Source organism: Micromonospora sp. B9E7, from assembly GCF_039871815.1.
GTDB lineage: Bacteria > Actinomycetota > Actinomycetes > Mycobacteriales > Micromonosporaceae > Micromonospora.
Genome location: NZ_JBDPLX010000008.1, coordinates 222,587 through 243,780 on the forward strand (window position 1 = coordinate 222,587; position 21,194 = coordinate 243,780).

The window sequence follows — 21,194 nt, forward strand, 5'->3', positions numbered from 1 at the left end:
CCGAACGAGGAGCTACTTGGCCTTCTTGGCCTGAACCTTGGCGTACTTCTGCTGGAACTTCGCGACCCGGCCGGCGGTGTCGAGAACGCGCTGCTTACCGGTGTAGAACGGGTGGCAGGCGCTGCAGGTCTCGACGTGGATCGCCCCGCCCTTGGCGGTGCTGCGGGTCGTGAACGTGTTGCCACAGGAGCAGCTGACCTCGGTGGTCGTGTACTCCGGGTGGATGTTTGCCTTCATCTCGCCTCGGTCCTCTCGTTGGTGGTCGCCGGGTCGCCGTCATCACTCGTCGCGCCGTACGCGACGGGCTCGGGCGTGAACCGGAACCGGTGGCCGATTGACCAGTGTGCCATGGGCCTGAACCGACCCGGTAGTCGGGCCGCACACGTCGTCCGGCATCGTCAACACGTGCCTCCCCATCCGCATTCCCGCCGCCGGACGGGGCATTCGCCCACCCGGCGGACCACCGCCGGGTACCCCGCGGGGGGTACGTCCGCCGAGCCGAAGGCGTGCCGATGACCCGCCTGATCGCCACCCGGGGACTGCCCGCCTCGGGTAAGACCACGTTCGCCCGCACGCTCCAGCCGTCCGTCCTCCGGGTCAACCGCGACGACCTGCGGAGGATGCTGCACGGGGAGCGGCTCTTCACCCAGTGGGCCGAGGCCCAGGTGACAGTCGTACAGCGGGCCCAGGTCGAGGCGCTGCTGCGGGCCCGCGCGGACGTCTGCGTGGACGACACCAACCTGCGCGCGCGGACGCTGCGGGGCTGGGCCGATCTGGCCGCCCGCTACGGCGCGGATTTCGAGGTGCACGACTTCACCGACGTGCCGCTGACCGAGTGCCTGCGCCGGGACGCCGCTCGGCCGGCAGCCGACCAGGTCGGGGCGGAGGCGATCCGCCGGCTGCACGAGCGCTACCTGGAGGGACGGGCGCTGCCGTTGCCGGTGCCGCAGGCCCGCACCGGACGCCCCGCCGTGGTGCACCCGCCGTCGACCGAGCCACCGGAGATCGTCCTGGTGGACATCGACGGCACCGTCGCGCTGGCCGTGTCCCGCAGCCCGTACGACATGACCCGGGTCGGCGAAGACGAGCCGAACATAGCGGTGATCGCGGCGGTCCGGGCGATGCACGCCGCCGGGTACGGGGTGGTCTTCTGCTCGGGGAGGGACGACTCCGCCCGCTCGGCCACCGAGGCGTGGCTGGCCCGATACGTCCAGGTCCCCCACCTCGGCCTGCACATGCGGGCCGTTGGCGACACTCGCAAGGACTCGATCGTCAAGCGGGAGATCTACGACCGGGAGATCCGGGACCGTTACCGGGTGGCCGGCGTCTTCGACGACCGCGTCCAGGTGGTCCAGATGTGGCGGGCCCTCGGCCTCACCGTCTTCCAGGTGGCCGACGGCGATTTCTGAGGTGTCCGGACGGGCCCCGCGCGTTGGCGGCCCGTCCGGACAGTTCACCTGGCGACGGTGATGGTGGCCTCGGCTCGGGCGCCGTTGACCTCGACCGTCAGGCGTATCGGCGCGCCGGGCCGCAGTGCCGTCAGGGTGCCGGTGGCCGGGTCGAATCGGGCGGTGTGCCACGGGCGCACCCCGGCCGCCGAGCCGAGGTGCACTCCCGGCGAGGCCGACCAGTCGGCGCTGACCGGTGTGGCCACCGGGACCGTACGCCCGCCGGGCTGGGTCAGCGTGGCGGTGACCGCCGCGGGGCTGCCGACCTCGACGCTGGCCGGGGCGGCCACCGTGAGTCGGTCGGCGTGCGCGTGGAACTCCGCGTCCACCCAGCGCGGGCCCTCGGCGAGCGGGTCACGGCGGGCCCGGTCGGCCTCGGTCGGGGTCACCGGGTCCACGCCGAACTCCGTCCAGCCGGTGAAGCCGCCCTGGTCGGCAGGGGTGGACGGCGTCTTGCCCGCATTGCCGTTGATCACGTACGGCACCCCGTCCACCCGGTCGGCGTGGAAGGTGCCGACGTGCCCGCCCACGAAGAGCGCGCCCTTGCCGGTGCGGTGCTGGAAGTCGGCCAGCCACTGCTCCAGCAGCGCCGCCTCCTTGCGGTCGCCGAGCTGGCTGGCCTGCGCCGGGCTGGGGTCGCGCGGCGGGTGGTGGTGCAGGACGACGATTGAACCCACGCGCCGGTCGGTGGCCGCCGCGTCCAGCGTCTCGCGGAGCATCCGTACCTGGTCGAAGCCGCCGCCGCGCAGCGTCCCGGTGGACGAGTTCAGCGTGACGAACCGGGTGCCGTTGTGGTCGAACACCCGGGAGGTGGCACCGAACGCGGCCGCGAAGTTGCTGATCGGGGCGCCCATGATCTCGTGGTTGCCGGGCACGTAGTACCAGGGCAGCACGTCGCCCAGTTCCTCGTCGAGGATCCGCCGGGCCAGCGCGAAGTCGGCCGGGTAGGCGGTGTCCACGAAGTCGCCGTTGATCAGGAGGAAGTCCGGCCGGGCCGCCCGCACCTCGCGCAGCGTCCGTCGGGCCTGGGCGACCAGGTCGCTGTCCGGGTCGGCGGCGACGAACTGGGCGTCGGAGAGCACCGCGAACCGCCACGGCGCGCCGTCCACCGTGCCGTCGCGGACAACCACCCGATCGGTACGCGGGGCCGCCTCCGGCACGTCGACCGTCGGGGGAACCTTCGCCACCAGGTCATCGATGATCACCTCGCTGGTGTACTGCGCGGCGGCGTTCGTCTCGGCCACGTAGAAGCGGCGTACCCGCACCGGGTACTGCACTCCGGCCGGCACCGCGAACTCCACGTACCGCCAGCCGGTCCAGGTGATCAGTGGGCCACGCAGCACGTGCTGGGTGTCCTGGGCGTCGTGCAGGTGCAGGCTGGGCCACTCCCCGGTGCCGTTGCCGTGGATCCACATCCCGAAGGCCTGCGGCTGACCGGGCACCTCGATCCAGGCGGGCGGGTCGGCGTACGCGGCCCGCGTGCCGGTGGACTGGCTGAAGTCGTACGACATGCGCAGGCCGGTGCCGGTGTGCCCCGGCGCCGGCGCGACCGACCCGCTGGCGCGGGCCTGGCTGAACCGCCAGGACGCGGCGTCGTCGAAACCGGCGACCGGCACGTCGGTCAGCCCGACGGTGACCGGCAGGACCGCGCTCGTGCGTCCTACGTGAACGGTCACCAGGCCCGAGCCGGTGTCCCGCAACGCCGCGACGGACAGGTTGCCGTCCCCGGTGGGGGTGATCCGCAACAGGTCCCGGTCGTAGTCGAGGGTGAGGTCGGCCGGCTCGATCGGCGCGGTGTTGCCTTCGGCGTCATACCCGACCACGCCGACCAGGGCGTTGCCGTCCCGGCCGGTCAGCCCGATCCGCGGCGCGGTGGTACCGATCCGGGCCAGCGGGCCGAGCACGGTGAGGTTCAGCGAGCCGGTGACCCGCCCCCGTGCGGCGGTGACCGTGCTGGCCCCCGGTGCGCCGGCGTGGAACACGCCGTCACGGCCGACCCGGCCGCGTACCGCCGGGGTCGCCCGCCAGGTGGGCGCGCCGGCCGCCGGGCCGTACGTCTCGTCGTAGCCGGATGCGGTGAGGGTGCGGGTCAGCCCCGGGAAGACCCGGTCGGGCCGCCCACCTCGCACCGGTGAGACGCCCGGCGCGGCGGTGGGGTCGCTGGCCGTCTCGACCCAGTAGCCGGTGAGTCGCCCGCTGCCCTTCGGCGCGTAGATGGCCAGGCCGTTGGGCACGGCCCGTTCGCTGCCGTCGGAGGGGCTGTTCTCCACCTGCACGGCGGGCCCGCCCGGCTCCCGGGCCAGCAGCGTGGACGATCCGCCACCGTCCAGGTTGAGCGCGTGGTAGGCGCCCAGCTCGGCCATCATCCGGCCCATCTCGGTCTGCGTCACGCCGCGGCTGTCGACCTGACGGCCGTCCACCGTCAGCATGATCATCTTTCGACCGTCGGCGCTGAACCCGACCGCGGTGCGGGGGGCGAGGGTCGGATCGGCGATGCTCTGCACGACGCCGTCGCGGACCAGGACGTTGCCGCCCCCGACCGCCGCGTGCAGGGTGCTGCCGTCGGAGGGCTTGGGCCGCCAGGCCACCCCCACCGGGTCACCGGGGCGCAGGCCGGCCAGCGCGTCCGCGCCGAGGTCGCGGCCGAGCAGCACGGTGCTGCCGGCGAGGATCGGGCCGCTGCCGGCCGCACTTCCCACCGCGGCCACCCGACCGTTGGTCACGGTGACCTCGACCACCCGGGCGGCGCCCTCCACGGCACGCTGCCGGGAGTACGTCCCCCACAGCTCGGTGAAGGCGCCGATGCCGTCGGCCTGGACCATGTTGTTGAACTGGGTCAGCGGGACCGGTCCGGTGGGCAGGGTGGCGCTGCCGTCGAAGTTCACCTCGATCACCCGCCCGAGCCCATTCGTGGAGACCGCCACCGCGTTGCGGTGACCGCTGACCGCCGACTGGATCAGCTCGCCGTCCCGGACGCCGATGCCCTGGGCGGCACCGGAGTTGTTGATGTCGAAGAAGTCGCCGTTGACCGCGGCGACCGCGTGCGACTGGTCCACCGCCTTTCGCAGCGGCTCGGCCCGGCTGACCGCGCCGGAGTTGACGTAGTCGACGGTGGAGCCGCCGGCGAGGTCGGTGGTGAGCGCATCGGCCCGCAGCCAGCCCTCGGCGTCGTACCGGTCGAAGGACGTCAGCTGCACGCCCGGGGCGACCGGCCGGGTGGCCTTCGTGGTCTCTAGCCCGCCGGCCGGCTCCAGACCACCAGCGACGGCGGTCGGGGCGGTCGCGACTGTCGGGGCGGCGGCCAGGCTGACCGAGCCGGCCGGCCGGGACGACGCGGGCGGCGCGTCCTCGGCGATGGTGGGTGAGGCCACCGACGGTGCGGCCCCGGTGGGCGGGGCGATGGTGGGTGCGGCAGTGGCCGGCGGCGACAGGGCCAGGGCCAGCAGCGGCGTCAGCAGCAGGACGCCGGTGCGGCGGGCGGATCGTCTGCGGGTACGCATGGACGACAGTCAACCCGGCATTGAATAGAAGTTTCAATACCTGTCGACTTAACCGAAGGAAAATTCCATAACCTCACGGGGTGGGCGTCGTCTCCCGCCCGCTGCGGCGCCCGCCGGCTGCGGGTGGACGGCCGGGGACATGACGAAGGGGCACGACCGGTGCGGCCGTGCCCCTTCGCCTCACCCGGGGAAGGGTTACTCCCCGGGCGTCGACTTCGCGATCTGCATCAGGAACTCGATGTTGGTGCGGGACTGCTTGAGCCGGTCCAGCAGCAGGTCCATGGCCGCCTGCGAGTCCAGCGAGTGCAGCACCTTCCGGAGCTTGTGGATGATGGCCAGCTCTTCGGGTGCGAGCAGGACCTCCTCCTTACGCGTACCGGACGGGTTGATGTCGATGGCCGGGAAGGTCCGCTTGTCGGCGATCTTCCGGTCCAGCTTCAGCTCCGCGTTACCGGTGCCCTTGAACTCCTCGAAGATGACCGTGTCCGCCATGGAACCGGTCTCCACCAGCGCCGTGGCGATGATGGTCAACGACCCGCCGTTCTCGATGTTGCGGGCCGCGCCGAGGAAGCGCTTCGGCGGGTAGAGCGCGGTGGAGTCGATACCACCCGACATGATCCGGCCACTGGCCGGAGCAGCCAGGTTGTACGACCGACCGAGACGGGTCACCGAGTCGAGCAGCACGACCACGTCGTGTCCAAGCTCGACCAGGCGCTTGGCCCGCTCGATGGCCAGCTCGGCCACCGTGGTGTGGTCCTGCGGCGGACGGTCGAACGTGGCCGCGATGACCTCGCCCTTGATCGACCGCTGCATGTCGGTGACCTCTTCGGGCCGCTCGTCCACCAGCACCACCATCAGGTGGCACTCCGGGTTGTTGCGGGTGATCGCGTTGGCGATCGCCTGCAGCACCATCGTCTTACCCGCCTTGGGCGGCGACTGGATGAGTGCCCGCTGGCCCTTGCCGATCGGCATGACCAGGTCGATGACCCGGGTGGTCAGGATGTGCGGCTCGGTCTCCAGGCGCAGGCGCTCCTGCGGGTAGAGCGGAGTGAGCTTGTAGAACTCCGGCCGACGCCGGGCCTCCTCCGGTTCCATCCCGTTGATCGTGTCCAGCCGCATCAGCGGGTTGTACTTGTCCCGCCGCTGGTCGCCGCTGTTTCCGCCCTCGCGGGCCGCCCGCACCGCACCGGTGATCGCGTCACCGCGGCGCAGACCGTACTTCTTGATCTGGGACATCGAGACGTACACGTCGTTCGGGCCGGCCAGGTAGCCGGTCGTCCGCACGAAGGCGTAGTTGTCGAGCACGTCGATGATGCCGGCCACCGGGACGAGCACGTCGTCCTCGCTGACCTGCGGCTCACGCCCACCGGTGTCGCCACCGGTCTCGGTGCGCTCGCCGCGCCCACGGCGACGGTCCCGGAAACGGCTGCGCCGGCCGCGCCGACCACCGCCCTCGCCGTCGTCGTCGTCGCTGTCCCGCTCGGCACGCTGACCCCGGTCGTTACGGTCGCCCCGGTCGTTACGGTCCGAACGGTCGTTGCGGTCCGAACGGTCGTTACGGTCGGCCCGCTCGGCACGCTCGCCGCGGTCGTTGCGCTCGGCCCGCTCTCCACGCTCGGCGCGTTCGCCCCGCTCGTTGCGCTCGGCCCGCTCACCACGGTCCGCACGGTCGCCCCGCTCGGCACGGTCGCCCCGCTCCGGACGCTCGGCCCGCTCAGCACGGTCGCCCCGCTCCGGACGCTCGGCCCGCTCAGCACGGTCGCCCCGCTCCGGACGCTCGGCCCGCTCGCGGCGGTTCTCGCCACGGTCGGCCCGCTCGCTGGCGTCCGCCTCATCAGTACGCGACTCGGTCGGACGCGACTCCGCCGCACGCGACTCGGTCGGACGCGACTCGGCCGCTGCGGCGCGGCTCCGCCGGGTGCGGCCACGGCCCTCGGTCTCGGTGGCCGGCTCGGCCGACGCCTGCTCGGCGCCGCGCCCTTCGGCTGCCGGCCGGTCGGCGGTCTCCCGCACGTCGGCGCGCACACCCTCACGGGTGGGAGCGGCCGCGGCCGCGACCTCGGCCCGTGGTCGAGGGGTCCCGGCGGCGTTGCCGCCCTGCCGCTCGGAGATCGCGGCGATCAGCTCGCCCTTACGCATGCGAGCCGTGCCGGAGATGCCGAGCGACGCAGCCAGGCTCTGCAGCTCTGGCAGCAGCATCGCCGACAGACCGGTGCCGCTACGCCGACGACGGGCGGGAGCGGCGGCGGTGGCATCGCCAGCGACGTTGGAAACATCCGACGTCACGTCGGTGGTGTCGCTCAATGGATTCCTTCCCTCGATAAGGCCGGGACTGCCCGGAGTCGGAACTCAGGTGGCCGGGCGGCCTCGGTGCACCCGCCTCGCAAGGACGCGTCGCGGGAGTCTGTGACACAGCAGCCGGTGGTTTCCCGACTCACCAACGTCGGTGAGCAGGTCTCGCCGTCTGCGGCGACCTGTGGAAACTGCGGCGCGGCGTGGGCCTTGGCAGGGGTTGACGGGCTGACCGCCGAGAGCTTCGGGGGTGCGCCGCCCCGCAGGAGATCGCGTGCTTCGCGGCTGTGCTAGGTCTAGAGCGTAATCAACTCTTCCGACCTGCGGCAACAGGGTCCCGCTCGGCGTGTCCCAGTCTACCCCGGGCAACCCGGGCGCCGCTGACGTCTATCGGTAACTGCCAGATCTGCCAGTCTGTTCCCACCGGAAAGCTCGCTGGAGGCTCGCTGAGCGCCAGCACAGTCGGACCGGCCCCACTGACCACAGCCGCCACACCAGCCGCTCGCAACGCGCTGACCAGGGAAGACGTAGCCGGCATCCCGGCTGCGCGGTAATCCTGGTGGAGCCGGTCGACGGTGGCCGGCACCAGCAGGGTCGGGTCGGCGGTGAGCGCGTGCACCAGCAACGCGGCCCGTCCGGCAGTCAACGCGGCGTCGCCGTGCGGAACGGAAACCGGCAACGCGGCCCGTGCGGTGGCGGTCAATCCGTGCTCCGCCGGCACGAAGACGACCGGCCGCACCCCGTCGGCGACCGGCAGGGACACCGCCCGGGCGCCTGTCGGCTCGGACCAGGCCACCGTGAAGCCCCCGAGCAGGCAGGGCGCGACGTTGTCGGGATGGCCCTCGATCTCGGCGGCCAGCCGGAGCACGCCGGCGTCGTCCAGCCGGCTCTCCCCGTCGGTGAGCAGGGCGCGGGCCAGCAACACCCCGGCGACGATCGCGGCGGACGAGGAGCCGAGCCCTCGTGCCTGGGGGATCCGGTTGACGCACTCCACGCTCAACCCCCCGGGCTGGGCGCCGAGGACGTCGAAGGCGGCGCGCATGGCGCGCACCACCAGGTGCCGGTCGTCGTCGGGCAGCTCGCCGGCGCCCTGCCCGGTCACCGTCACCCGGACCCCACCCGGCGCGACCTCGGCGGCGAGGTCGTCGTAGAGCCCGAGAGCGAGACCCAACGCGTCGAAGCCGGGGCCCAGGTTGGCGCTGGTCGCGGGGACCCGGACACGAACCGGCCCGGCGGTGAAGTTCGTCGGCACGCGCTCATGCTAGGGCCCGGCACCGACGATCCGGTCCCGCGTCCGCAGCCTGGGACCGCCCGCTTCAGGCGGCGGTGCCCGTGACCGGGTCGGCGGCCGGGTCGGTGAGCGAGAGTCGGCGGGTGGCGATCCGCCAGCCGACGGCGTAGACGAGGGTGATCAGCCCGCAGCCGGCGAGCACGACCCGTTCGTCGACCACGTCGACCACCAGGGCCACCGCCAGTTGGCTCACCGAGATCGCCAGCGTCGCGAGCATCATGTCGGTGGCGAAGACGCGCCCCCGCAGGTGGTCCGGGACCTCACCCTGGAGGGCGAAGTTGGATATCACCCAGTTGCTGCCGCCCGCGAAGTGCGCCACGAAGACCAGCAGCAGCACCAGCGGGAACCACCGGACGACCGATGTGCCCAGGTAGGACAGCCCGTAGAACGCCATGGACAGCGCGAGCCCGGGCAGCAGCCAGGCTCGGTTGGTCAGCACCCGACGCATCAGGATCGGGCCCACCAACGCTCCGGCTCCGCGTACGGCGAAGAGCAGACCGGCGCCCAGCGGGCCGACTCCGTACACGCCGGCCAGCAACGGGAACACGGTCAGCACGCCGTTGCCCAGGCCGACCGCCGACTTCACCGTGACCAGCGCGAGCACCCGAGGCCGGTGCCCGATGTAGGCGAGCGCCTCACGGACTGCCGCCCAGGTCCGCTGGGCCGGTCGGTTGGCGTCCCGGGGCGCCTGGAGGGGCCGGCGGATCCGGGTGGCGAGGCCCGCGGCCAGTGCCAGGCCCACCGCCGCCACCCAGAAGCAGGCGTACGGGCCGGCGAAGGTGCTGAGCACGCCGCCGAGCGAGGCACCGACCACGGTCATGGTGCCCCAGGCGGAGCCGGCCACGGCGTTACCGGCGGCCAGTTCGTGCGGCTCCAGCACGTTGGGCAGCGCGGCCTGGGCGGCCGGCGAGTAGAACGCCTTGGCGACCGCGACCACGCCGATCGCGACCAGTGCCAACCAGGCGGTTCCCGCACCTCGGACTCCGAGCAGCAGCAGTACGCCCGCGAGCGCGGCCACGTTCGCGGCGATCATGATCTTCCGCCGGTCGAAGCGGTCGGCGATCGTGCCGGTGTACGGCAGCAACAGCGCCACGATGCCGGTGTCCACCGCCAACACCAGTGCGCCCCAGACTCCGCTGCCGGTCAGGTGTGGCAGCAACACCAGCAGCGGCACCATGACGAACCAGTCGGCGCCGAAGACCACCAACTCGGCGAGGAAGAGATTGCGGAAGCTCCGATTGCCGGTCAGAACCGAGAGGGTGGACGCCACGGAGCGGCACCCTACCTGGTCGGGGTGAGGGCTACGCCTGCTCCCAGCAGCGCGGAGACGGTCACGAGGGTGTAGCCGCGGGCCCGTAGTCCGTTGATCATGTCGGTCAGGCCGCGCAGCGCGACCCGGTGCCGGGCCAGGGTGTCGAGCACCATTGGCGTCCACTGTGGTGCGGGGCCGCCGTCGAGTGGTGCCGACGATGAGCGCTCCACCACCGCTCGGCCGTCCCCACACCGACCGCCACACCGCCGGCGACCAGGAGGCTGCGGCGCAGCAGGTCGCGCCGCAACCACCCGCGCGCCCTCGACCGTCCGCCCGCCCTGAATCACCCACACCCCCATACATCTACTTGGAGTATGCAAGACGTTACGCGCAGTCCAGGGCCGGTCGGATCGGAGTGTCTTGACCGGAAAAACCGGAAACGCCCCCGGCAGATCCCTGCCGGGGGCGTCTCGAGATGCGGCCGGACCTACTCCGTGGGCTCCGACGGAGGCAGCGGCGAGGTGCGACTGCGCGGCAGCCGCAGCACCTCGAACTGGTCCGTGCCCTCCACCAGCGCGGCCGACGGGGCGGGACGCGTTGCCGGCTTCGTACCCTCGGTCGCGGCCGGGGTCGACGCGCCGCTCGGCACCGCGACCTGGTTCGGGGCAGCCCCCTCGTCGGTTTCCGCCGCGTCCACCTCCGGCTTGCCGGAACGCCGCCGGTCACGCCGGTTCCGCAGCGACTCCTTGGTGTGCTCCACCATGGTGTACAGCGTCGGCACCAGGATCAGCGTGAGCAACGTCGAGCTGAGCAGACCACCGATCACCACGACCGCCAGCGGCTGCGAGATGAAGCCGCCCTCACCGGTCAACCCGAGCGCCATCGGCAGCAGCGCGAAGATGGTCGCCACCGCGGTCATCAGGATGGGACGCAGTCGGCGTCGGCCGCCCTCGACCACCGCCTCGCGGACGCCCATGCCCTGCGCACGGTACTGGTTGATCAGGTCGAGCAGGACGATCGCGTTGGTCACCACGATGCCGACCAACATCAGCACACCGATCAACGCCGGTACGCCGAGCGGCGTCCCGGTGATCAGCAGCAGGCCGATCGCGCCGGTCGACGCGAACGGGATGGAGATCAGCAGGATCAGCGACTGGGTGAGGCTGCGGAACGTGGCCACCATGATCAGGAAGACGATCGCGATGGCGGCCAGCACCGCCAGGCCCAGGTCCCCGAATGCGTCGGCCTGGTCCGCGCTGACGCCACCGATGGTGAAGCTGGCACCCGGCACGTCGATGCCATCCAGGCGCTTCTGCAACTCCGTGCTGGTCGCGCCCAGGTTCGATCCGGTGGCCGCGCCGGTGACCGACACGCTGCGCTCACCATCGATCCGGGTGACCTGCTGCGGCCCCTCGCCCTGCGTGACATCCGCGATGTCGTCCAGCTTGACCGGACCCACCGGCATCGCCCGCAGTTCCTCCACCGTCATCGGCGGCTTCGTTCCCAGCCGCAGCACCACGTTCTGCTGCTGGCCGTCGAGCGCGACCTGCCCCAACGGCGCGCCCCGGAACGCCTGCGACACCAACTGCCCGACAGCGGCCTCGGTGAGCCCGACCCGGCCGGCGGCGACCCGGTCGACGGTCACGTCGACCCGCGGCACCCGCTCGGCCAGGCTGGTGGAGACGTCCTCGACGTCCGGGACACCGGCCATCGCCGCCCGGGCCTCCTCGGCGGCCCGGGTCAGCACCTCCGGGTCGCTGGCCTGGACGATGACCTCAAGCTGGCTGGTGGACGCCTCCTGCCCACCACCGAAGCTGATCTCACCCACGCCGGTGCCGAGCTTGTCGAACTCCTTGCGCAGCACCTCGCGCATCTGCTTGGCGTCGGTCTCACCGTCGAGCGCCAGCGACCAGTTCGCGACGTTGTTGCCGCCGCCACCCGCCCACGGGTTGTCCCCGGCGCCGGCGGTCACCTGGTACGTCTCGACGCCCTTGGTGCGGGACAGCACCGACTCGACCTGCTTGGCCGCCGCGTCGGTGGCCGCCAGCCCACTGCCGGCCGGCAACTCCTGGCTCATGTTCAGGGTGTCCTGGCCGGAGTCGTCCAGGAAGTTGGTTTCCAGCTTCTGCGCCAGGCCGAAGGTGCCGAAGAGCACCAGCAGACCGACCCCGACGGTGATCCAGCGGGTCGACCGCTTGCGGGTGGCGAAGCCGATCACCGGCAGGTACGCCCGCTGCAACGGGCTGCGCAACTCCTTCTCCTCCGCGACGCGCCGCACCGCCTCGTCGTCCTCGGTGCCGCCGCGCGGCTTGAGGAACCAGTAAGCGAGCACCGGGATCACGGTCAGCGAAACCAGCAGCGACGCGAGCAGGGCCACCGTCACGGTGATCGCGAACGGCGCGAAGAGCTGGCCCACGAACCCGCCGACCAGCGCGATCGGCGCGAACACCGCCACCGTGGTGAGGGTGGACGCGGTCACCGCGCCGGCCACCTCGCGGACGCCGGTGATGATGGCGTGCCGCTTCTCCTCGCCGTACTCGAGATGTCGTTTGATGTTCTCCAACACCACGATCGAGTCGTCCACCACGCGGCCCACCGCGATGGTCAACGCGCCGAGGGTGAGCAGGTTGAGCGAGTAGTCACCGATCCAGAGAGCGATCAGTGCGACGAGTACGGAGAGCGGGATGGAGACCGCGGTGACCACCGTCGAGCGCACCGACAGCAGGAAGACCAGGATCACGATGACCGCCATCACCAGGCCGAGCAGGCCCTCGGTGGTCAACGACTCGATCGACTTCTCGACGAACGGCGCCTGGTCGAAGACGACCGTCAGGTCCGCGCCGGAGGCGTCCTTCAGGTCGGCGAGCCGGTCGCGGATCTCGTGCGAGATCTGCACGGCGTTGCCGTCCGGCGAGGCGGTGACGGCGACGCCGAGGCTGTCCTTGCCGTTGGTACGGGTGATCGCGGTGGCCGGGGCGAGCTGCTGCTCGACCGTCGCCACGTCGCCGAGGCGGACGGGTGCCGCGCCCGGGGCGACCACGATGCCGCGCAGGTCCTCGATGGTGCCGATCGGCGAGCCGACCTGGACCGGGAGGGTCAACGCCCCGCTGGTCACCGCGCCGGCGGGAACCGCCACGCCGTTCGTCTTCAGCGCCGCGCCGATCGCCGTCGGCTGGATCTGCGCCGCCGCCAGCTTCGCCGGGTCCGGGGTGACCACCACGACGTCGTCACGGGTGCCGGTCACCTCGACGGTGCGTACCCCCTCGATGCCCTCCAGCTCGGGCACCACCGTCGCGCGCAGCTTCTCGGCGAGCGCCCGCTCGTCGGCCGTGCCGGCCGCGGCCAGCACCACCGCCGGAAGGTCGTCGGTGCTACCCGCGATGACCTGCGGGTCGACGCTCTCCGGCAGCTGGGCGTCGATCCGGCTCAACGCGGTCTGCATCTTGTTGACCACGTCGTCCAGGTCGGTGCCGAACTCGTACGTCACCTGGACGGTGGCCGACCCCTCACGGGACGTGGAGGTGATGTTGTCGAGGCCCGGGATGCCCTGGAGGGCGTTCTCGATCGGCTCGGTCACCTGGGACTCGACGATCTCGGGACCGGCACCGGGGTAGGCGGCCACGATGAACGCGGCCGGGAACTCGAGCGACGGCAGCAGTTGCTGCTTCAGCGACGGCACGGCGAACGCTCCGAACACCGTGGTCACCACCGCGATGAGGGCGATCAGCCCTCGGTTGGCGAGGCTGAATCTGGCGAGCAGCGACATCGGCCTGGTTCACTCCTGAACGAGAATGCGGGCGGGGATACGTGAAAGTGTGCCGGACACGATCACCAGAACCCCCGCCGCCCCCACGCCCGTCCCGAGGACCGGCCGGCCTCGCCGGTCACGACCGGGCGGTGGCGCGCTCAGGCCAGGTCGAGAGCGCGGGCCGCCGCCATCGGGTCGTTCGCGATGGTCAACGGGGCCGGCGCGGTGGAGATCGCCCACTCCGGGTCCTTCAACCCGTGGCCGGTCACCGTGCACACCACCGTCGAACCGGGCGGCACCGCGCCCGCCGCGGCCTGTTGGAGCAGGCCGGCCACGCTGGCCGCGCTGCCCAACTCGACGAAGACCCCCACCTCACGGGCGAGCAGCCGGTACGCGGAGAGGATCTCCCGGTCGGTCACCGCGGCGATCAGCCCACCGGAGGCGTCCCGGGCGTCCAACGCCTTGGTCCAGCTCGCCGGGTTGCCGATCCGGATCGCCGTGGCGATGGTCGACGGCTCCGGCACCACCTGGCCGGTCACGATCGGGGCCGCCCCGGCGGCCTGGAAGCCGTACATCTTCGGCGTCCGGGTGGTGGTGCCGGCGTCCCGCTCCTCGGCGTATCCCATCCAGTAGGCGGAGATGTTGCCGGCGTTGCCGACCGGCAGGCAGTGGATGTCGGGCGCGTCACCGAGCGCCTCGACGATCTCGAACGCGGCGGTCTTCTGGCCGTGCAGCCGGTCGATGTTGACCGAGTTGACCAACGCGACCGGGTGGTCCTGGGCCAGCTTCGCGGCGAGCGACAGGCAGTCGTCGAAGTTGCCGCTCACCTGGAGGAGCTTCGCGCCGTGCACCAGCGCCTGGGCCAGCTTGCCCAGTGCGATCTTGCCCTGCGGCACCAGCACCGCGCAGGTCAGCCCGGCCCGCGCCGCGTACGCCGCGGCGGAGGCGCTGGTGTTGCCGGTGGAGGCGCAGATGATCGCCTTGTTGCCGGCCTCGACCGCCTTGGACACCGCCAGGGTCATGCCCCGGTCCTTGAACGAGCCGGTCGGGTTGGCGCCCTCCACCTTCAGGTGCACGTCGCACCCGATCCGGGCGGACAGCACCGGCGCGGGCAACAGCGGGGTGTTCCCCTCGTGCAGCGTGACGACAGGCGTGGCCGCGGTGACCGGCAGCCGATCCCGGTACGCCTCGATCAGACCCCGCCACATGTCGTTCTCCTCGCCTCTACCCACCGCGCCGACCCGGCATCAGGGCCACCTTGGACCAGCCTTCCGCAGCGGTCGATGGCACACCCCGGCTTACCCACCTGGCGGGACGCGCGAGCCGCCCCGTCGATGGTCCAACGACTCAGACGCCGCCCTCGACCCGCAGCACACTGGTCACCGACCGGACAATGTCCAGACCGCGCAGCTCGCCCACGGTCGCGGCGAGCGCTGCGTCCGGTGCCACGTGGGTGACGATGACCAGCTCCGCGTCGCCGTCCCGGCCGGGAGCCCCACCAGCCGAGCCCTGCCGGACGGTGGCGATGGACACGTCGTGCCGGGCGAACACGCCCGCCACCGAGGCCAGCACACCCGGGCGGTCGGCCACGTCGAGGCTGACGTGGTAGCGGGTCAACGCCTCGCCCATCGGGCGTACCGACAGGTCCGCGTACGCGCTCTCGCTGGCCGCGCGCACCCCGGCGAGCCGGTTGCGGGACACCGCGACCACGTCGCCGAGCACCGCGCTCGCGGTCGGCGCGCCCCCGGCACCTCGGCCGTAGAACATCAGCTGCCCGGCGGCGTCCGCCTCCACGAAGACCGCGTTGAACGCGTCACCGACGCTGGCCAGCGGGTGGCTGCGCGGGATCATCGCCGGGTGCACCCGGACGCTGACGGTCTCCCGGCCGGTGGGGTCGACGCCCCGGGCCGCGATGCAGAGCAGCTTGATCGTGCAGCCCATCGCCTGGGCGCTGGCCATGTCCGCGGCGGTCACCTCGGTGATGCCCTCCCGGTGCACGTCGGCCGCGCCGACCCGGGTGTGGAACGCCAGCGAGGCGAGGATCGCCGCCTTCGCCGCCGCGTCGAAGCCCTCGACGTCGGCGGTCGGGTCGGCCTCCGCGTACCCCAGTGCGGTTGCCTCTTCCAGTGCCTCGGCGAAGCCTGCGCCGGTCGCGTCCATCGCGGAGAGGATGAAGTTGGTGGTGCCGTTGACGATGCCGGTGACCCGGTTGATCCGGTCCCCGTGCAGCGACTCGCGCAGCGGGCGCAGCAGCGGGATGGCCCCGGCCACGGACGCCTCGTAGTAGAGGTCGCCGCCGCCCTCGGCCGCCGCCTCGTGCAGTGCCACGCCGTCCTCGGCGAGCAGTGCCTTGTTGGCGGTGACCACGCTCTTGCCGGCGCGCAGCGCCTCGACCAGCCAGCCTCGGGCTGGCTCGATGCCGCCGACCACCTCGACCACCACGTCCACGTCGTCGCGCTTGATCAGGCCGAGCGCGTCGGTGGTGAACAGGTCCTCGTCGACCGGCAGGTCACCCCGGTCGCGGCCGAGCCGACGCACGGCGATGCCGGCGATCTCCAGCGGAGCGCCGATCCGCGCGGCCAGGTCGGCCGACTGCTCGTGCAGCAGGCGGACCACCTCCTGGCCGACCGTGCCGCAGCCGAGCAGCGCCAAGCGCACAGGTGACGTCATCCAACATCCAATGCGAGCAGGTCCTCTTCGGTTTCCCGCCGGACGATCAGGCGTGCCTGGCCGTCGCGTACCGCGACCACAGGTGGACGCGGCACATGGTTGTAGTTGCTGGCCATGCTCCGGCAGTACGCACCGGTGCCGGGCACCGCGACAAGATCTCCGGGCTGCACGTCGGCGGGCAGGAATTCATCCTTCACCACGATGTCCCCGGACTCACAGTGCTTTCCCACCACGCGGGCGAGCATCGGCTGCGCGCCCGAGGCCCGCGAGGCCAGCGTCGCCGAGTAGGACGCGTCGTACAGGGCGGTACGGATGTTGTCGCTCATCCCGCCGTCGACGCTGACGTACGTCCGGATGCCGTCGAGGTCCTTGACCGTGCCGACCTCGTAGAGGGTGAACACGGCCGGCCCGACGATGGCCCGGCCCGGCTCGATCGACAGGTGCGGCACGGCCAGGTTCTCCGCCGCGCACTCCGAATCGACGATCTTGCGAAGCCGCTTGGCCAGATCCTGCGGTGTGGCCGGGTCGTCCTGGGTGGTGTAGGCGATGCCGAAGCCGCCGCCCAGGTCCAGCTCGGGAAGCTCCACCCCGCGCGCGTCGCGGATCTGCGCCTGCAGGGCGAGCACCCGGCGGGCCGAGACCTCGAAGCCGCTGGCGTCGAAGATCTGCGAACCGATGTGCGAGTGCAGGCCGCGCAGCTCCAGCACACCCTCGTCGAGGATCTTGAAGGCGGCGTTCGCGGCGGCACCACCGGCCAGCGAGAACCCGAACTTCTGGTCCTCGTGGGCGGTGGCGATGAACTCGTGGGTGTGCGCCTCGACGCCCACCGTCACCCGGACCAGCACCCGGGGCCGTACCCCGCGCTCGCGGGCCAGCGCGGTGAGCCGGTCGATCTCGGTGAACGAGTCGACGATGATCCGGCCCACCCCGGCGTCCAGCGCCCGGCCCAGCTCGGCGACCGACTTGTTGTTGCCGTGGAAGCCGATCCGCTCCGGCGGCATCCCGGCCGACAACGCGGTGGCCAGCTCACCACCGGTGCAGACGTCCAGGTGCAGCCCCTCCTCGGCGATCATCCGGACCACCGCGCGGCAGAGGAACGCCTTGCCCGCGTAGAAGACGTCCTCGGTCGGGAAGGCCGCCCGGAAGTCACGGCAGCGCGAACGCAGGTCGTCCTCGTCGAGGACGTACACCGGGGTGCCGAACTCGGCCGCGATGTCGCGGACGCTCAGGCCCGCGACGGCGACCGCGCCGTCCGCGCCGCGCGTCACGCTGCGCGGCCACAGCGCCGGCATCAGGGCGTTCACGTCTTCCGGGGTACGCAGCCACGCCGGCCCCTGCTTGCTGATGTCCGCGTGCAGCGCACCAGCCTCGTGAGCCCGCATGTCACATCCTCTCGGGGGCGGAGACGCCGAGCAGGTGCAGGCCGTTGGCGATCACCGTGCGGGTGGCGTTGTTGAGCCACAGCCGGGCGCGGTGCAGGTCGGTGACGTCCTCGTCGCCCAGCGGCAGCACCCGACAGTTGTCGTAGAAGCGGTGGTAGGAGGCGGCCACGCCCTCCTCCAGGTAGCGGGCCACCCGGTGCGGCTCCCGCAGCTCGGCGGCCGTGGCCACCACCGCGGGGAACTCGGCGAGCGCCTTGAGCAGCTCGTTCTCCTTCTCGTGGTCGAGCAGCTCGGGACGGAACGCGTCGGCGTCACCCGGGACCAGCCCCACCTCGGCGGCGTTACGGGCCACGCCCGCCGTCCGGGCGGCGACGTACTGCACGTAGTAGACCGGGTTGTCGCGGGTCGCTCGCGTCCACAGCTCGATGTCGATGTCGATCGGGGAGTCGCTGGAGTAGCGGGCCAACGCGTACCGGGAGGCGTCCACGCCGATCGCCTCGACCAGGTCCTCAAGGGTGATCACGGTGCCGGCCCGCTTGCTCATCCGCATCGGGGCGCCGTCGCGCAGCAGGTTGACCAGCTGCCCGATGAGGATCTCCAGGTTGCGCTCCGGGTCGTCGCCGAAGCAGGCCGCCATCGCCTTCATCCGACCGATGTAGCCGTGGTGGTCGGCGCCCAACATGATCACGACCCGCTCGAAGCCACGCTCCCGCTTGTCCAGGTAGTAGGCGCAGTCCGCGGCGAAGTACGTCCACTCACCGTTGGACTTGCGCAGCACCCGGTCCTTGTCGTCACCGAAGTCGGTGGTGCGCAGCCAGGTCGCGCCCTCGGACTCGTAGAGGTGCCCCTGCTCGCGCAGCCGGTTCAACGCCAGGTCGAGCTCACCCCGGTCGTGCAGGTCCTTCTCGTTGAAGTAGGTGTCGAACTCCACCCCGAAGTCACGCAGCGAGGAGCGGATCTCGTCGAACATCAACGCGACGCCCTCGACCCGGAAGACCTCCTGGGCGGCGTCGTCGTCGAGTGAGCGCACCTCCGGCCGGCGGGCCTGCACCTCGGTGGCGATCTCGGCGATGTACGCCCCGCCGTAGCCGTCCTCCGGCGCCGGCTCACCCTTGGCGGCGGCGAGCAGTGACCGGGCGAACCGGTCGATCTGCGCACCGGCGTCGTTGAAGTAGTACTCCGTGCCGACGTCGGCGCCGGTGGCCCGCAGCAGCCGGCTCAGCGCGTCGCCGACGGCCGCCCAGCGGACCCCGCCGATGTGCACGGGGCCGGTGGGGTTGGCCGAGACGAACTCCAGGTTGATCTTCTCGCCGGCGAGCCGGTCGCTGCGGCCGTACTCCGCGCCGGCCTCGACGATCACCCGGGCGAGCTGACCGGCGGCGGCCGCGTCGAGCCGGATGTTCAGGAAGCCCGGACCGGCGATTTCCACCGATTTGACACCTGCTGCCCGACCCAGCTCGTCGGCCAGCGCAGTCGCCAGCTCCCGGGGCGGAACGCCCACCTTCTTACTCAACTGCAGAGCGAGCGTCGAGGCGTAGTCGCCGTGCTCGGGGTTGCGCGGTCGCTCCACCACCGTGCTCGCCGGCAGCGCGGCGCGGTCGAGCCCACGCTGCTCGAAGACGGCGTGGGCGGCGGCAAGGACGACCGAGGCTAGTTCTGCAGGAGTCACCCAACCATGTTATCGGGGGTAGACTCGGGCACTCGGCGGCTCCCCTGCGCGTCATCCGGCCCGCCACTCCCCTGACCGACCGACTTGACGAGGCACGATGAGCATCAGCACCCCGGGTGGCCCTGAGCGCCGCCCGACCGTGGTCAGCACCGGCAAGAAGCCGGCCGCGGGCCGGCCGGCGTCCGGCGCCAAGGCCGGTTCCGGCAAGCCGGCGGGCAAGCCGTCAGGCACGCCCCGGGCAGGTGGCAAGGGCCCGCGCAAGCCGGTCACCCCGGTCAAGGTGAGCCAGGGTCGGGCCTGGGGCCCGATCGCGCTCTTCGTCGCCGTGGGCGTGCTCGCGGCCGGCATCATCGGGTACGGCGCCTGGGCATCGTTCCAGGGCTCCAAGCCGTGGGACAAGCGGGCCAACGCCATCGACGGCATCGTCAACATCCGCAAGTCCGACCCGGACAGCCTGAAGTACGAGTCGCACAAGTCCGGCCCGCTGACCTGGAACTACTCGCCGCCGGTGGGCGGGGTGCACAACGCCGCCTGGCAGAACTGCATGGGTGACGTCTACGACGCCCCGATCGCCAGCGAGCACGCGGTGCACAGCCTGGAGCACGGCGCGGTGTGGATCACCTACCGCCCGGACCTGCCCCAGGACCAGGTCGACAAGCTCGCCAGCAAGGTGCGCGGCGTCGAGAAGACGCTGATGAGCCCGTACGAGGGCCTGGACAAGCCGATCTCGCTGCAGGCGTGGGGCTACCAGCTCAAGGTCGACAACGCCGACGACAAGCGGATCGACGAGTTCATCAAGGACCTGCGGGTGAACGCCTCCGTCGAGGGCCCCACGGCGCTCTGCAACACCGGCATCACCGCCACCGGCACCACGCCGCGTGAGCTCCAGCAGCAGCCCACCCAGTAAGGACCGCGATGACCGCCCCCACCACCACCGACAGCGAGTACGACGACATCCCGACCGTCCCGGACGAGGGCGGTCGGGCCCCGGCGGCGCGCTACGGCGTGCTGGCGCTCGCCATCATGGTGGTGGTGGGGCTGCTCCTCGGGTACGCGGGCGGCCTGCTCACCCCCCGGCTCACCAGGCCCGGTGACTCGTCGGTCGAGGCGGGCTTCGCCCGGGACATGACGACCCACCACGCGCAGGCGGTGGAGATGAGCCTGATCGCGTACCGGTCGGCGACCCTCCCCGAGGTGCGGCAGATCGCCGTCGACATCGCCACCGGGCAGCAGGGCGAGATCGGTGCCATGCAGACATGGCTACGCGAGTGGGGCCTGAGCCCGACCGGGTCGAAGCCGCCAATGTCGTGGATGTCCGACGGTGCCACCGTCAAGGACGGCCTGATGCCGGGGATGGCCACGCCGCAGCAGATGACCGCCCTGCGCAACGCTCAGGGCATCGAGGTCGACCGACAGTTCCTCACCCTGATGTACGACCACCACCTGGGCGGCATCCACATGATCGACGCGGCGCTCGGCGCGACCGACAACGCCGAGGTGCTGCGGGTGGCGAAGACCATGAAGGCCACCCAGCAGACCGAGCTGAACAACCTCCGCCAACTCCAGGCGCAGGCCAAGGGCTGACCGACCGGACAGGCACTCCCCGGGCCCGCCTCATGCCGAGGCCAGCGACGCCGAGGTCCGCAAGATCCACACCAGGTTGCCGATATGGCGGTGTTCGGGCGTCCGGACACCGCCATTTCGGCGACCTGGAGCGGGGCAGCGGACCAGCGGGCACCCCACCGGCGGGTACCGGACCAAGCAGGCGCGGACCAGCGGGAACCAAGCCACCGAACCGGGCCACCGGCCGTGATCGACTCGCGCTTCAGGGAACCCGTGCTATCACCGCGCGGAGACACCCCGAGTTTCGGGAACCCGAGTCGATCAAGTCGCGCCCCGAGGTGACCTGCCCTGTATCGCCCAACATGTCCCTTGTGGGCCT

At 71.8% G+C, this 21,194-nt stretch carries 14 protein-coding genes; 3 read left to right on the forward strand and 11 right to left on the reverse strand.

The window, feature by feature from the left end; genetic code table 11:
- Positions 1–12: 12 nt before the first annotated feature.
- Positions 13–237 carry a 50S ribosomal protein L31 gene (gene rpmE, locus ABGB10_RS16125; RefSeq protein WP_088987870.1) on the reverse strand — a complete coding sequence of 75 codons (225 nt, stop codon included), beginning with the start codon at positions 235–237 and terminating at the stop codon, positions 13–15.
- A gap of 275 nt (positions 238–512) precedes the next feature.
- Between rpmE and ABGB10_RS16130 the strand changes: the two genes are divergently transcribed.
- Positions 513–1,409, forward strand: a complete 897-nt coding sequence (locus tag ABGB10_RS16130) for an AAA family ATPase (protein ID WP_347661640.1) — start codon at positions 513–515, stop codon at positions 1,407–1,409.
- A gap of 44 nt (positions 1,410–1,453) precedes the next feature.
- Here the strand turns inward: ABGB10_RS16130 and ABGB10_RS16135 are convergent, their stop codons facing one another.
- From ABGB10_RS16135 to argS, 10 genes are all read right to left on the reverse strand, one after another.
- On the reverse strand, positions 1,454–4,948 hold the full coding sequence (locus ABGB10_RS16135) for a phosphodiester glycosidase family protein (protein ID WP_347661641.1): 3,495 nt from the start codon (positions 4,946–4,948) through the stop codon (positions 1,454–1,456).
- Between the two features lie 195 nt (positions 4,949–5,143).
- Positions 5,144–7,252: a transcription termination factor Rho gene (gene rho / locus ABGB10_RS16140; RefSeq protein WP_347661642.1), complete on the reverse strand. Its 2,109-nt coding sequence runs from the start codon at positions 7,250–7,252 to the stop codon at positions 5,144–5,146.
- Positions 7,253–7,547: 295 nt separating this feature from the next.
- Positions 7,548–8,492, reverse strand: coding sequence for a homoserine kinase (thrB, locus tag ABGB10_RS16145; protein ID WP_347661643.1), 945 nt, complete (start codon positions 8,490–8,492; stop codon positions 7,548–7,550).
- Between the two features lie 64 nt (positions 8,493–8,556).
- A complete protein-coding gene (locus tag ABGB10_RS16150) occupies positions 8,557–9,801 on the reverse strand; it encodes an MFS transporter (protein ID WP_347661644.1) in 1,245 nt (414 codons plus the stop codon).
- A gap of 11 nt (positions 9,802–9,812) precedes the next feature.
- Positions 9,813–9,956 carry a hypothetical protein gene (locus tag ABGB10_RS16155; protein WP_347661645.1) on the reverse strand — a complete coding sequence of 48 codons (144 nt, stop codon included), beginning with the start codon at positions 9,954–9,956 and terminating at the stop codon, positions 9,813–9,815.
- A gap of 314 nt (positions 9,957–10,270) precedes the next feature.
- On the reverse strand, positions 10,271–13,549 hold the full coding sequence (locus ABGB10_RS16160; protein WP_347661646.1) for an efflux RND transporter permease subunit: 3,279 nt from the start codon (positions 13,547–13,549) through the stop codon (positions 10,271–10,273).
- 140 nt (positions 13,550–13,689) lie between these two features.
- Positions 13,690–14,739 carry a threonine synthase gene (gene thrC, locus ABGB10_RS16165; RefSeq protein ID WP_347661647.1) on the reverse strand — a complete coding sequence of 350 codons (1,050 nt, stop codon included), beginning with the start codon at positions 14,737–14,739 and terminating at the stop codon, positions 13,690–13,692.
- A 139-nt stretch (positions 14,740–14,878) separates the two neighbouring features.
- On the reverse strand, positions 14,879–16,189 hold the full coding sequence (locus ABGB10_RS16170) for a homoserine dehydrogenase (RefSeq protein WP_347661719.1): 1,311 nt from the start codon (positions 16,187–16,189) through the stop codon (positions 14,879–14,881).
- 8 nt (positions 16,190–16,197) lie between these two features.
- Positions 16,198–17,583, reverse strand: a complete 1,386-nt coding sequence (gene lysA, locus ABGB10_RS16175) for a diaminopimelate decarboxylase (protein ID WP_347661648.1) — start codon at positions 17,581–17,583, stop codon at positions 16,198–16,200.
- A gap of 1 nt (position 17,584) precedes the next feature.
- Entirely contained in the window at positions 17,585–19,252 is a 1,668-nt protein-coding gene (gene argS, locus ABGB10_RS16180; RefSeq protein ID WP_347661649.1) for an arginine--tRNA ligase, read from the reverse strand.
- 97 nt (positions 19,253–19,349) lie between these two features.
- Here argS and ABGB10_RS16185 point away from each other — a divergent pair, with 97 nt between their 5' ends.
- Both ABGB10_RS16185 and ABGB10_RS16190 read left to right on the forward strand, forming a co-directional pair.
- On the forward strand, positions 19,350–20,159 hold the full coding sequence (locus ABGB10_RS16185) for a DUF3105 domain-containing protein (protein ID WP_347661650.1): 810 nt from the start codon (positions 19,350–19,352) through the stop codon (positions 20,157–20,159).
- An 8-nt stretch (positions 20,160–20,167) separates the two neighbouring features.
- Positions 20,168–20,836, forward strand: a complete 669-nt coding sequence (locus ABGB10_RS16190; RefSeq protein WP_347661651.1) for a DUF305 domain-containing protein — start codon at positions 20,168–20,170, stop codon at positions 20,834–20,836.
- Positions 20,837–21,194: the final 358 nt, after the last annotated feature.

Coding starts and splice junctions, on each gene's coding strand:
- ABGB10_RS16185 (WP_347661650.1), top strand. CDS start 19,350: ATGAGCATCAGCACCCCGGGTGGCCCTGAGCGCCGCCCGACCGTGGTC.
- lysA (WP_347661648.1), bottom strand. CDS start 17,583: ATGCGGGCTCACGAGGCTGGTGCGCTGCACGCGGACATCAGCAAGCAG.
- ABGB10_RS16160 (WP_347661646.1), bottom strand. CDS start 13,549: ATGTCGCTGCTCGCCAGATTCAGCCTCGCCAACCGAGGGCTGATCGCC.
- ABGB10_RS16155 (WP_347661645.1), bottom strand. CDS start 9,956: ATGGTGCTCGACACCCTGGCCCGGCACCGGGTCGCGCTGCGCGGCCTG.
- ABGB10_RS16135 (WP_347661641.1), bottom strand. CDS start 4,948: ATGCGTACCCGCAGACGATCCGCCCGCCGCACCGGCGTCCTGCTGCTG.
- rpmE (WP_088987870.1), bottom strand. CDS start 237: ATGAAGGCAAACATCCACCCGGAGTACACGACCACCGAGGTCAGCTGC.
- ABGB10_RS16190 (WP_347661651.1), top strand. CDS start 20,168: ATGACCGCCCCCACCACCACCGACAGCGAGTACGACGACATCCCGACC.
- thrC (WP_347661647.1), bottom strand. CDS start 14,739: ATGTGGCGGGGTCTGATCGAGGCGTACCGGGATCGGCTGCCGGTCACC.
- ABGB10_RS16130 (WP_347661640.1), top strand. CDS start 513: ATGACCCGCCTGATCGCCACCCGGGGACTGCCCGCCTCGGGTAAGACC.